Annotated in this window: 14 protein-coding genes; all 14 read left to right on the forward strand. The window is 61.7% G+C overall.

The features are described 5' to 3' along the window. Positions 1 to 199 precede the first annotated feature (199 nt). The 14 genes from PLL20_06020 (at position 200) to PLL20_06085 (ending at position 12392) form a co-directional block, all read left to right on the forward strand. Positions 200 to 694 (forward strand): OmpA family protein, encoded by a 495-nt coding sequence (locus tag PLL20_06020; GenBank protein ID HPD29531.1) that lies wholly within the window; start codon positions 200 to 202, stop codon positions 692 to 694. Continuing rightward, entirely contained in the window at positions 687 to 1232 is a 546-nt protein-coding gene (locus PLL20_06025) for a hypothetical protein (protein HPD29532.1), read from the forward strand. The genes PLL20_06020 and PLL20_06025 overlap by 8 nt, the downstream gene beginning before the upstream one ends. Positions 1233 to 1303: 71 nt before the next feature. Next, positions 1304 to 1912 carry a flagellar motor switch protein FliN gene (gene fliN, locus PLL20_06030; protein ID HPD29533.1) on the forward strand — a complete coding sequence of 203 codons (609 nt, stop codon included), beginning with the start codon at positions 1304 to 1306 and terminating at the stop codon, positions 1910 to 1912. Between the two features lie 89 nt (positions 1913 to 2001). Beyond that, positions 2002 to 2868 (forward strand): flagellar biosynthetic protein FliO, encoded by an 867-nt coding sequence (gene fliO, locus PLL20_06035; GenBank protein HPD29534.1) that lies wholly within the window; start codon positions 2002 to 2004, stop codon positions 2866 to 2868. A gap of 88 nt (positions 2869 to 2956) precedes the next feature. Beyond that, positions 2957 to 3802: a flagellar type III secretion system pore protein FliP gene (gene fliP, locus PLL20_06040; protein HPD29535.1), complete on the forward strand. Its 846-nt coding sequence runs from the start codon at positions 2957 to 2959 to the stop codon at positions 3800 to 3802. Between the two features lie 38 nt (positions 3803 to 3840). Next, positions 3841 to 4101, forward strand: coding sequence for a flagellar biosynthesis protein FliQ (gene fliQ / locus PLL20_06045; GenBank protein HPD29536.1), 261 nt, complete (start codon positions 3841 to 3843; stop codon positions 4099 to 4101). Between the two features lie 24 nt (positions 4102 to 4125). Beyond that, positions 4126 to 4911, forward strand: coding sequence for a flagellar biosynthetic protein FliR (locus tag PLL20_06050; protein ID HPD29537.1), 786 nt, complete (start codon positions 4126 to 4128; stop codon positions 4909 to 4911). A gap of 45 nt (positions 4912 to 4956) precedes the next feature. Then, positions 4957 to 6054 carry a flagellar biosynthesis protein FlhB gene (gene flhB / locus PLL20_06055; GenBank protein HPD29538.1) on the forward strand — a complete coding sequence of 366 codons (1098 nt, stop codon included), beginning with the start codon at positions 4957 to 4959 and terminating at the stop codon, positions 6052 to 6054. A gap of 59 nt (positions 6055 to 6113) precedes the next feature. Then, positions 6114 to 8225 carry a flagellar biosynthesis protein FlhA gene (flhA, locus tag PLL20_06060; GenBank protein HPD29539.1) on the forward strand — a complete coding sequence of 704 codons (2112 nt, stop codon included), beginning with the start codon at positions 6114 to 6116 and terminating at the stop codon, positions 8223 to 8225. Next, positions 8200 to 9597 (forward strand): flagellar biosynthesis protein FlhF, encoded by a 1398-nt coding sequence (gene flhF / locus PLL20_06065; protein HPD29540.1) that lies wholly within the window; start codon positions 8200 to 8202, stop codon positions 9595 to 9597. The genes flhA and flhF overlap by 26 nt, the downstream gene beginning before the upstream one ends. 41 nt (positions 9598 to 9638) lie before the next feature. Next, positions 9639 to 10544 (forward strand): MinD/ParA family protein, encoded by a 906-nt coding sequence (locus PLL20_06070; GenBank protein HPD29541.1) that lies wholly within the window; start codon positions 9639 to 9641, stop codon positions 10542 to 10544. Between the two features lie 202 nt (positions 10545 to 10746). After that, a complete protein-coding gene (locus PLL20_06075) occupies positions 10747 to 11064 on the forward strand; it encodes a hypothetical protein (GenBank protein HPD29542.1) in 318 nt (105 codons plus the stop codon). Positions 11065 to 11107: 43 nt separating this feature from the next. Then, the gene (locus PLL20_06080) at positions 11108 to 11884 is read left to right on the forward strand and encodes a FliA/WhiG family RNA polymerase sigma factor (protein ID HPD29543.1); all 777 of its coding nucleotides are present in this window, start codon (positions 11108 to 11110) and stop codon (positions 11882 to 11884) included. 199 nt (positions 11885 to 12083) lie between these two features. Beyond that, positions 12084 to 12392: a hypothetical protein gene (locus PLL20_06085; GenBank protein ID HPD29544.1), complete on the forward strand. Its 309-nt coding sequence runs from the start codon at positions 12084 to 12086 to the stop codon at positions 12390 to 12392. Positions 12393 to 12560: the final 168 nt, after the last annotated feature.

Consider the following 12560-nt stretch of genomic DNA (forward strand, 5'->3'; position numbering starts at 1 on the left):
TGGAGTCGCAATGCGGCCAACTACGGATAAATATGGAACAGACAGCAACAGGTTGATTGGGTGTCCCTCGCGCATGATGCGTGTGTGCGTTATGGGCTTCAGCACAGCAGCGCGGACTAAAGTCAACCTCGCAGGTGTGCGCGCGTCTGTCATGGAGTCCTGTTGCGCCACCGTAACCAACCCTCACGCATAGCTGCTAGTGATCGCTTCCGGCCTTCGAGGAACCGAAGCTGCAGACCCCGAACTGGCCGCCTGCTGTGTGCTGACCACCGGAACCGACCAGATCGTCGTTCGGGTGGATGGCGCCGCCGCTTTCGAGCCATTCGGGGCCCAGTTGATGCCTAAAACGCGCCAACTGCTCGGCCGGATCGCCGAGGCGCTCGCCGACGGACAGACCCACCTGGAAATCCGCGGTCACGCCGCGGATGGCCCGTTCCCTCCCCAAGCGGGCTTCCGTGACGCGATGGATCTGTCCTATGCCCGCGCCAGAGCGGTGACCGACCTGCTGACCGAGTCGGGCATCGCCTCCGATCGCGTCTCCATCACGGCACGCGCGGGCCAAACGCCACCCCTGATGGAAGATCAAGATAACCGCCCGGTATCGGGACGCGGAATTGAGATCATCGTGCACGCCCGGGAACCAGGTGTGCACGCCTTCAATATCGCCGAGAAAGAACGAGCAGAAAATGGGTGACCAAGCAGACGTTCAAGCCGAAGCCGTCGCATCGACCAAATCCGCCGGCCGCAAGAAGAACATGATCTTCGGAGGCATCTTCCTGGGTATCATGGTCGCTGAGGCCGTCGGCGTGGCCTTCGCGGTCAGATACTTCTCCGCCGGACCTGCCTCCGCCGAGGCTCAGGATATCGCCGCGGCGAACGGACTCAACTCCGCGGAGGGACAGAAAACCCCCGAGGACGTGGAAGTCGAAGTCGTCACTTTTCGCGGACAGAACTCCCAGGCACGACAGGCCATGATGTATGACGTGAAGGTCGTCGTCGCCGTCAGCGGCGACAAAGAGGCCGATCTCAAGGCCCAGCTCGAGAGAAAAAGGGCTGCGATCGCGGATCGGTTCATGAGCACAATTCGGGCCGCCGACCCCCAGGTGCTGGCCGAACCCGACTGTGCCACCCTGCGACAGCAGTTTCGCCAGATCCTGGTCGAAGTCCTGGGTAATGAAGAATTCGTCAAGAAAGTCTTGATACCACAGTTTACCTCGTACCGGGCAGACTAGTTCGAGTTCATTGATTCGGTCGCAGGGCAACGGACGGCAGACAGACAACGAAAAACGGAGTGACGGCGACCATGGCGGATAACCCCAACGATGGACTCCTGAGCCAGGATGAGATCAACGCCGCGCTGCAAGCGGCGGGCATCGAATCGCAAATGCAAGAGCAGACGCCCTCGCCTGCATCATCCGAAACTTCCCCCGCTCAGGAGCCGGATACCCGCGTCGATGCCAGCGGCCGGCCCTTCGACGAGGTGGCCAAGGCGATGGCCGAGGCTATTGCCGCCGAACAGGCAGTCGCCAAGGCGGCACCCGAGGCGTCCGCCCCGGCGACCGCGTCCGCCCCGGAGACCGCGCCCACACAGACGCCCGCTCAGCCGTTCGAAATACCGACCCTGCCCCCGGGAACCCTCCCGACCGCCCCAGCCCATGGCCTGGATTTGCTCCGGGACGTCGATCTTTCGGTCAAAATCGAGCTCGGACGCAGCAGGATGTTGGTCGAGGATGTGCTCAGGTTGGGCGAAGGCTCCGTCGTTGAACTGGACAAACTGGCCGGCGACCCTGTGGACGTGTTGGTTAACGATCGGCTGGTCGCTCGGGGCGAAGTGCTTGTGCTCAACGACAACTTTTGTGTCCGAATCAACGACATCCTTTCGCGGGACGTCGGCCAGGAGGAGGTGGCCTGAGCAAGGCGCCACGCAGCCTTGACAGGTGTACCGCAGCAAGACGCGGAGTCATCAGACAGGATGTCCGCAGGACCAGGAGGGTCCAATCGATGACCGGTTACATGCTCAATTCCGGTATTCCGGCTGCGTGTCTTTCGCTGGTGCTCACCGGCTGGCTTTCCGCCCAGCAGATCCAGCCCTTCCCCGATGCCCGGCCGAGCCTGCGGATCCCGCCGCAGAATATCCTCGAAATCTCCGACGAGCCGAATGAGCCGGCCGCCGAGCTTTACTCGAACCATGCCCCGCCGGCCACTCAGCCCGTGGTCACCACCGTCAAAGCCGGTCCCGCTGCTCCTGTGATGCCGCAGCCCGGCCTCGGCACCAGGCCCGCCACGACGCCGCCGGAAGCGGCGAATCATCAGTCCGCTCCCATCGCTCGCAGCGAATTCCTCGAGCGCCGACCGACGGCCAACCAGCGAGAGAGCGAATCCCGAGACATCAGTCGCGGGCAACACGGCGCCGGCCTCTGGTCGGCCAGAGATCTCTGGCCGCTCTTGTCCGTCCTGGCCTTGATCCTCATCCTGGCATGGATCGTGAGGAAATGCCTGCCCGGCCGCAATTCGCTGACCGGCCAGGGGGCGATCGAGGTCCTTTCCCGTATCCCTTTGTCGAGCAAGCAGAGCCTGGTCCTGGTCCGCATGGGGCGACGGCTGTTGCTCCTGGGCGTGACCAATGACGACATCAACACACTCTGTGCGGTCGAGGATCCCGACCAGGTCGCGATGCTCGTGGGCGAGGTCGCCAGCGGACGGCCAGGATCCATCACCAGTCAGTTTGCCCGGGAATTCGCAGAGGAATCCCAGGTATATGATAAACGGATTGTGGAGGAGGAAGAGCAGAGCGTCGACACCGGCGGGCAGGTGCGCAACCTGCTGAACAAGGTCCGGGGTCTGGCCTCCAGACGAAACGTGGCGTGATGCGGGGCCGTTGTGCCCGGCGATGGCCCATACCCTCGCCCGGCACCGCCCGGCGGCATCAGCCCTGATCTGCGGCGGAGTTCGCAACATGAGCGGGCACGGATGCGCTCACCTCTGGGTTACAACACTCGCCGTCCTGGTGTTCTCGACCGCCACCCTTGGGCAGTCGACCACGCCCATGGTTCCGCCGGAATCAACCCCTGCCGGTCAGGTGGACAATCCCCTGCAGATTCCCGACCTCAGCCGCGTCCTCCCGGCCGCCACCACCCGTGAGGGCATGAGCACCACCCTTCAGATCCTCATCCTGATGACCGTGCTCAGCCTCGCCCCAGCCATCCTCATCATGACCACCTGCTTCACGCGGATCATGGTCGTCCTGGCCCTCCTGCGCCAGGCCGTCGGCACGCAGCAGCTTCCGCCCGGTCAGGTGCTCGTCGGTCTCTCCCTCTTCATGACCTTCTTCGTCATGGCACCAACCTATTCAAAGATCTACCACGAAGCCGTCAAACCGTGGCTCGATCAGCAGCCCGGCATGACCCAGGCCCGGGCCCTCACCATCGCCGAGGGGCACATGCGGGAATTCATGTTCGACCAGATCGAGCGCGTCAGAAATGAGGAGGATATCTATCTCTTTCTCGAATACTCCGGTCGGCAGAGCATTCCCATCGACCGGCAGCTCAGCCGCCAGGATGTCCCTACGCTGGCCTTGATCCCCGCGTTCATCCTCAGCGAGCTGAAAACCGCGTTCGTCATGGGTTTTCGTGTCTACCTGCCGTTCTTGGTCATTGACATGGTGGTCGCCACCGTGCTCATCTCCATGGGCATGCTCATGCTGCCGCCCGTCATGGTTTCTCTGCCGTTCAAGTTGCTGTTGTTCGTCCTGGCCGACGGCTGGCACTTGGTCGTGACATCGTTGTTGGTGAGTTTCTCGTAAAACCGCCGGATTGATCCGGTCAACAGGGAGGTCAAAAAGTGGAAGTCGGCGAAGCGGTGGACATGGGGCGGGACGCCTTGATCATGGTGTTGACCATCTCAGGCCCCGTCATGGCGATCGGCCTGCTGGTCGGTCTGCTCATATCCCTGTTTCAGTCGATGACCCAGCTTCATGAACAGACGCTCACGTTCGTGCCGAAGATCGTGGCTATGGTCGGTGTGGCGCTGGTTCTGGTCCCCTGGCTGACCGACCAGTTGCTTGAATATGCGACCGAGCTGCTGGGACAGTCGCCGTTTTGACGAGCGAGATAATGGGGCTCCCGTATGCCGTTGCCGTTGTTCGGATTCTATGGCTTTCTGCCGGCGTTCATGCTGGTGTTGTTCCGCGTCAGCGGCCTCATGCTGACCGCGCCCGTATTCAGCAGCATGGCCCTCCCGGTTCAGATCCGGGCCCTGCTGGCGGCGGCCATATCCCTGACCATCTTCCCGATGACGCTTTCTTCCCTGCCCGCTCAGTTGACGCTCGCCCAGACCCTCGCGGGAATGCTGGGCGAACTGGCCGTCGGCGTCTTGCTGGGGTTGGCCGTGAACCTCGTCTTCATGGGCGTGGAACTCGCCGCCGAGGCCGTCGGGCAGATGTCCGGCATGAGACTCGGCGAAGTGTTCAACCCGCTGCTCGAATCATCCGCCGGCGCAATGGGCGAACTGTACACCCTGGTGGCCATGATGATCTTCCTTGCCATTCGCGGCGATCACGCCCTGATACGCGCCTTGCTCGACAGCTTCCAGTCTATCCCTCCGCTGGGCGCCGTCCCGACCGAGGGCTTGATTGCCCTGCTGCTCGATCTGCTCAACCTGGCTTTCACCATCACTATTCGTGTCGGCGGACCCATGGTCCTGGCACTCATGCTGGCACTGATGTGTTTTGGTTTTCTGTCACGCACCATCCCCCAGCTCCATCTCATGAGCGTTGGTTTCCCGCTCAAGGTCGCCGTCTGCCTCGCTGTGGCCGCCATGACGATGGTCTCCATGGAGGGCGTGCTGGTGGAGGGTTTGAGAGAGGCTTTTGACGCGATCCGGATCGGCCTGGGGTTGCTCCCCGACGCCTGATCGTGCTGATACGAGAGGACGTCCGCCTCACGGCGGGCGAATGTCATGCCCGACTCAGCGCAAGAAAGAACCGAAGCCCCGACCCAACGCCGCCGCGAGGAGGCCCGCAAGGCGGGGCAGGTCGCCAGGAGCACCGACCTGACGGCCGCGGTCGTATTGCTGGGCACATTCCTCATGCTCGACTGGTTCGGACGCAGGCTGTTCGGAAACCTCCTCGTGGCAATGCGCGTGTGCTTCGAGGATCATGAAGCCGCCTTGACCGATCCGCAGCAGATCCTCCACCTGATGGCCAAGGTGTTCAGACTGCTCATCGCCGCCGCCGGACCCTTCCTCGCCGTGGTCGTGGCCCTTTCCCTGCTCGCCTCGTTCCTCCAGATCGGATACCTGATTACTTTCCAGAACCTTAAACCGTCGTTGAACCGACTCAATCCTCTCACCGGCATCAAACGCATGTTCAACGCCCGTTCGGCCGTCCAGTTGCTGATGGGAGTCCTCAAGATGACCTGCGTGGCCGGCGTCGCATACGCAACCCTCAAAGACCGTCTCGACGTCTTCGCCACGGCCGCCAATCTCCCGGCCGTGGCCGTCGTCGGCATGGGCGCAGAACTCTTCTTTACCGTCTCGATTCGCCTCGCCATCGTCCTGCTGGTCCTGGGAATCATCGATTTCATCTACCAGCGATACAGACTCGAAAAGGACCTGAGGATGACCAAGGAAGAGGTCAAGGATGAGTACAAGAGAATGGAAGGAGACCCGAAACTCAAGAGCAGAAGACGGCAGGTCCAGTTGGAAATGGCCCTGCACCGCATCAAGTCGGCCGTGCCCAAGGCCGATGTGGTCATCACCAATCCGACCGAACTCGCCGTCGCCATCCGCTACGATCCGAACACCATGAACGCCCCACGCGTCGTCGCCAAGGGAGCGGATTACCTCGCCAGGCGTATTCGCGAAATCGCCGTCGAACACCGCATCCCCATCGTGGAGCGTAAGCCGCTCGCCCGCGCGCTGTACTACACCGTCGAGGTCGGACAGGAAATACCGTCGCAGTTCTACAAGGCCGTGGCCGAGATCCTGGCCTATGTGTACGAGTTGACCGGCAAGAGGTACGCAAGTCAGGCCGCCGTGGCGGCGGCCGTGAATTGAACGGGAGGATGCGTCACATCCTCCCGCAGAGGACTGAATACTGAAGAATGCGAGCTTGAATGGCCGATATCGCCCTGCTTAACTCCCGCCCCTTCAAAGTGCTCGAGCGCCATCGGGGCCTGCTCGTCCCCATCGGTGCAACGCTCCTGCTGTTCGTGCTGCTGGTTCCCCTGCCCACACAGGTCCTGGATTTCCTGCTCGTCCTCAATCTCACGCTCTCGGCCCTCGTCTTCCTGACCATCCTTTACATCCAACGCCCCCTCGATTTCTCCTCGTTCCCCTCGTTGTTGCTGGCGATGACGATGGTACGCCTCACGCTGAACACCGCAACCACCCGCTTGATCCTCACCAACGGAAATCAGGGCATGGCTGCGGCCGGACACGTGGTGCAGACCTTTGCGGATTTCGTCACCGCCGGCAATCTGGCGGTCGGAATTATCATCTTTATCATCCTGGCGGTCATTCAGTTCGTCGTGATTACCAAGGGCGCGACACGCATTGCGGAAGTCGCCGCCCGCTTCACCTTGGATGGAATGCCCGGCAAGCAGATGGCGATCGATGCCGACCTCAACGCCGGCATCATCGATGAGGCCGAGGCCAGACGCCGCCGCGCCGAGGTGACCGCCGAGGCCGATTTCTACGGCGCCATGGACGGTGCGTCCAAGTTCGTCCGCGGCGACGCCATCGCCGGCATGGTGATTACCTTCGTCAATATCCTGGGCGGAATCTATGTCGGCATGGTCCAGTTTGACATGCCCCTGATGGAATGCCTTGAGGTCTTCACCAAGCTGAGTATCGGCGACGGCCTCGTCGCCGCCATCCCGGCGTTCATCACCTCGGTGGCCGCCGGTATGCTCGTGACCCGAAGCAACGCCAAGAGCAACATGGGCGAGGAACTCCTGGGACAACTCACCTCCCGGCCGATCGCCCTGACACTGGCCGCCGTCTTCCTGGGCTTCCTGTCGCTCACACCCCTGCCCAAACTCCCGCTTCTCTTGTTGGGCGTCGGTTGCGGCGGTCTGGCCTATGTCGTCACCGCCACCCGTGCGTCCGCCGCCGCCATGGCCGCCGCCAAGGCCAAAGCCGAAACCAAGAAGCCTGAGCGGGTGGAAACCCTTCTGGCCGTCGATCCGATGGAACTCGATGTCGGACTGGGTTTGATCCGCCTCGTCGACAGAAAACAGGGCGGCGATCTCCTCGACCGCATCACCAACATCCGCCGCCAGGTCGCCACCGACGTCGGTATCGTCGTGCCGCCCATCCGCGTCCGGGATCATCTCAAACTGGAACCCAATCAGTACACGGTCAAAATCCGCGGCGTCGAGGTCGCCCGCGGCGAGATCATGCCGGGCTACTACCTCGCCATCGACAACGGCACCGTGAGTATACCCATCGCGGGAACGGCAGCCACCGAGCCGGCGTTCGGACTCCCAGCCGTTTGGATCACCGAAGGACAGCGCGCCGAGGCCGAACAACGCAACTATACCGTCGTCCCGGCCTCCAGCGTGCTTGCAACTCACCTGACCGAGATCATCAAGCGACACGCCGATGAATTGCTTACCCGCGAACAAACGCATCAGTTGCTCGAAACGCTCAAGGAAAAGTCCCCCAAGGCCGTCGAGGATGTCGTCCCCAATCTCATCAAGGTCGGAGAGTTGCAGAGAGTCTTGCAGAATCTCTTGCGCGAGCGAGTCCCGATCCGAGACCTGGAAACCATCCTCGAAACCGTCGGTGACTGGGCACCCCGCACCAAGGATACCGACATCCTTACCGAGTACGCCCGTAACGCCCTGGCAAGAACTATTTGCCAACTGTACAAAGATAAAGACAATGTCCTTCACGTGGTGACGCTGGATCCGAAGATTGAGGATCTGGTCAACGCGCATCTGGAGCGAACGGATCGTGGCACCTTCCTGAGCCTCCCGCCCGAGACGCAGAATCGTCTGGTGAAGGCCGTTCAGGAACGGGTCGAACAAGCCATGACAGGTGCCGGCGGCGCCGTCGTCGCCGTACTCTGTTCACCCCAGATTCGAATGTGGATTCGTCGCCTGATCGAGCCGGCCATGGCGCATGTGCCGGTGTTGGCCTTCAACGAGATCGTACGCGGTGTCGAGGTACGGTCCGTAGGATTGGTGGTACTGACCGATGGAGATGCAAACGTTTCAGGGTAACTCGATGGCGGAGGTCCTCGAGAGGGTGAAACGCTCCCTTGGACCCGACGCGGTGATCCTCCACACCCGGACCCTCCGCCGCGGCGGCTTCCTGGGCCTGGGGGCCCGAACGATCATCGAAATCACGGCCAGTCGTGATGCGTCCGCCTTGAATCCGGCCGATCGGCGTGCTATGTTCGCACGTCGCATGGAGCACAATAGAGGGCAGCGGAGCACCCGGCTCAATGCCGCATCTCCGGCAATCCGGATGCCTCAGGCGGAAGAAACCCCTGTGAAGCCGTCAGGCGACGCCGATTCCACTGTATCGACTCAGCTCGCCGCCTTCAGCTCTTCCCTTCGCGGCGAGATGGGCGAACTGCGCGAGATGGTTCGCCAACTTCTCGATCGCTCTGCCGATCCATCACCCGCCCCAACCCACGATTGGCCTCAGGAACTGCGCGATTACTACACCGGTCTGCTTCAGAACGACGTCGCCGAGGAGATCGCTCGTGAGGTGATCGCCGAGGCCCGGGTCCGATTGGCCGAGTCCGGCGGTCGATCGGTGACGGCTGGCGAAGCCCCTCAGGACGCCCAGAACCGCGATCGGCTCAAGACGCTGATCCCCCAGGTCATGGTCGAGACCATCGAGCGAATGATTCCCCCGTGTGAACCGCTCCAGTGGGATGACTCGCGAAGAACCCGCTTTGTCGCCCTCGTCGGTCCCACCGGAGTCGGCAAGACGACGACCATCGCCAAGCTGGCCGCCCATTTCAAGCTTCGTGAGGGCAAACGCGTCGGCCTGATCACTATCGATACCTATCGAATCGCCGCTGTTGAGCAGATTCGGGCCTACGCCGATATCCTCAACATTCCCCTGGAAGTCGTCATGACCCCCGAGGGAATGATCGACGCCATCGCCAATCTGACCGACTGCGATCTGGTCCTGATCGATACCTCGGGTCGAAGCCAGCGGGACGTTCAACGCCTCGATGACCTGAAGGAATTCCTCGACCTCGCTCGCCGGGTTGCCCGCCTCGGCCGCATGCCGGCGGAATCGACCGATGAGTCCTCGCTCGAGGTCCATCTCGTCCTCTCCTGTACCGCGCATCCGTCCCAGTTGATCGAGGTGGCGGAGAAGTTCTCTTCCCTCGGTATCGATCGCGTCGTGTTCACCAAGCTCGACGAGGCGCTGGGGCTCGGCGTGATTCTCAATGTCATTCGCCGGCTCAATCTGAAATTGTCGTATCTGACAACCGGTCAGGATGTGCCGGACGATATCGAGGTCGGTCAGCGTCGTCGAATAGCAGAATTGATTCTGGGCAGGCGCAGTCCCTCGCCCGGATCGGCCGACGCCGCGTCGGCGCCCGGGCCGGTGATCGATCACGTCGCGTGAGCGATCTCTTTTCGGCGGGAGAAGGTGGCCGGGAGGGCCGCATGTTCGGTCGTGAGCACCAGACCAGGAGGGTTGATCAGGCCCATCAGCTCCGACAACTGATGACCTCTGCTCACGCTGCCCCAACGCCCAAGCAGGGTCACATCATCGCCGTGACCAGCGGTAAGGGAGGCGTCGGCAAAACGCTTCTGGCGGCAAACCTGTCCATCGCCTTGGCCGCTCGCGGACATCGTGTTGCGCTTTTTGACATGGATATGGGCTTGGCCAACGCCGACATCGTTTTGGGCATTGAGGCTGCCTGGACCTGGCGAGACCTCCTGGCTGGCCGTCGGTCGCTCGATGAGGTCATCGTCCAGGGACCCGGTGGAATCGCCCTTGTCCCAGGAGCGTCCGGCGTCTCACAAATGGCCAATCTCTCTGAATTTGAACGACATCAACTGATCGCTGCCGCCGAACGGGCCGCCCAGATTCATGACTTGGTCGTCTTTGACTGCGGCGCTGGCATTTCGCACAACGTCGTTTCTGTCGCTTCCTTCGCTGATACCATACTCGTAGTTACTACCCCGGAACCCACCTCGGTCACTGACGCCTATGCGATGATCAAAGCGCTTACTCAGGAACAAAGCCGCGGCCGACAGGCCATGTCCGCCTCAGTCGGCGTGATCGTCAATCTCGCCGAGAGTCGCCGCGAAGCCCGTGATACCTACGAACGTCTGGCCGGCGTGGCGGCCCGGTTCCTCCACCTGCCGGTCAACGATTACGGCTATGTCCTCCGCGACGAGCACGTGCCCGCCGCCGTGCGGCAACGATATCCTGTGGTTCTGCAATACCCGCGCTGTTCGGCCAGCAGTTGCCTGATGGTCTCCGCCGGACGGCTGTCGCGGGAACTGGGCAAGGGTGAAGAGCAGCAGAGCCTGTTTTATCGGGTCATGAATATGTTCTTATAGGCTCGTGGATCGTAGACGTTATCTCGTCGATAACGCCGTTTTCTGCTAAACCACCCGAGAGGGTTTGCCGTTACTTTCTCTCATAACCTTCGGGCCGGAGATCCGCATGGTTTGCCGGTGTCTTTCCGGACCGCAAGGCTCGTATGTTGCGGCCCGCATGAAGGCGGTTCGCTTGAGACTTCGGCAACAAGGATGTTGCGACATGGTGAGGCTTTGCGGAGCTGCGTTCGGCTTATTCGCGTTCAGCATCACGATTCTGCTCGGGCTGCTCGCGGGTAACCCGGCTGATGTCATTCTGACCCGGGCCTTGCAGGCCATGCTGGCCTTCTGCCTGCTCGGAATAGGTGCTGGATGGGTCGCTTGCCGGTTGTTGGACGAACACGCGCTCCGCAAGCATCGCGAGTTGTTCCCCGCCGAAGGCTTGGCGGAGCAGAACGCCGGAAAGGCTCCGGCCGGCTCCCAAGACAAGGCGAAGCCGCCGTCCGCAGGGGGCAGGCAGGAAGTCGCCCAGCCCCGCTGATGCCTGACGGTCGGCTATTAAGGACCGTTCTGGGAGGTAGCGGATGGTTGAAGCGGATGTGGATGTCCAGCAACTCTGGAAGGAATACAAGAGGACGGGAGAAAGGACGCTTCGAAATGCTCTCATGGAATTCTACCTGCCGCTCGTCAGGTACACCGCCGAACGTATCTCTGCCAAGCTCCCCAACGAAGTCGACGTCGAGGATCTCGTCTCCGCCGGTACCTTCGGCTTGATCGATGCTATTGAGGCCTTTGATCTCAGCCGCGGAGTCAAATTCGAAACCTACTGCTCGCCCCGCATCCGCGGCGCCATCCTTGATGAACTCCGGACCATGGATTGGGTGCCTCGCTTGGTCAGAAGCCGGGCACATAAGCTCGAAACCGCCACCAAGGTCTTGCGGGCCGAGCTCGGACGCTTGCCCTCCAACGATGAGATCGCCGACCGGCTGGGAATGGACCGATCCGAGTTCGAGAAGCTCCTCGGCGATGCCAACGCCGTCTTGCTGATTTCCCTGTCACGCAGCTATGTCGATCAGGACTCCGATCACGAACTTCAGGAAATCGATGTCCTCGCGGACCGCCGCACCTGCGATCCCGTGGAGGGGTTTTCCGAACGAGATCTCCGCGACGTGGTCATGAGAACCCTCACCGAAATCGAACGGCTCATCCTCATTCTCTACTACTATGAGGAAATGACCATGAAGGAAATCGGAGCCACCCTGGACCTGTCGGAAAGCCGTGTCAGCCAGATGCACTCCAGCATCTTGGCCCGCCTCCGCGGCCACCTTCGCAGCCGCGGCTTGCTGGAAAGCGGCGTCTGACCTTTCGCCTGATCCTCAAAAAGGCCTTTTCGGACGGCCGGCAAGCACACCGTGGCGCAATCCTGTCTTGTTTCTGGACACGCCGGACCTTCGCTCACCAGGCGCATCCTCTGGCTGTCAAGAAGCTTGCGGCCAGAGTCCGATATAATAATTGCCGGTTCCGTCTGCCCGGGGCCGCGGCCGGCGGAGGACAACAACCGTGTCCGCTATGCCTCCCAACATCGTCGGTTCCGTGTTGCAGAGCCACATCGCTCAGCATCAGGTCTCCACGGTCCGGGAGGCGGACGAAAGCCAGCGCGACAGCGCCGGCCGCCGACAAGCCTCCGTGGTCGACGAGAGGGATACCACTGTCGGGACCACCGATACCGATACCCAGATCCACGCGGACGCCGAGGGCACCGGTAGTCAGGGTAGGGCCTTCAGTTCGCCGGAGGAACAAGAACAGAACGCGGACCAGTCACATTCCCCCCAAGGGGACGAAGGTCGTAATATTGATCTGCAGGCTTGAAGAACCGATGCTCTTCAGCTCGCCTGCCGGGGTGGTGCTGCCAACGGCGGCCGCCTCGATCACGGAAGTTGCAGCAAGAACCATGAATCGCAGACGCCTTTGATCCGAGACGGAACGCCGGCGTCGCAAGGCTGAGAGCACGGACGCGTATGGCCCACAGCGGACGCA

The sequence above is a fragment of the Phycisphaerae bacterium genome, from assembly GCA_035384605.1.
Taxonomy (GTDB): Bacteria; Planctomycetota; Phycisphaerae; order UBA1845; family PWPN01; genus JAUCQB01.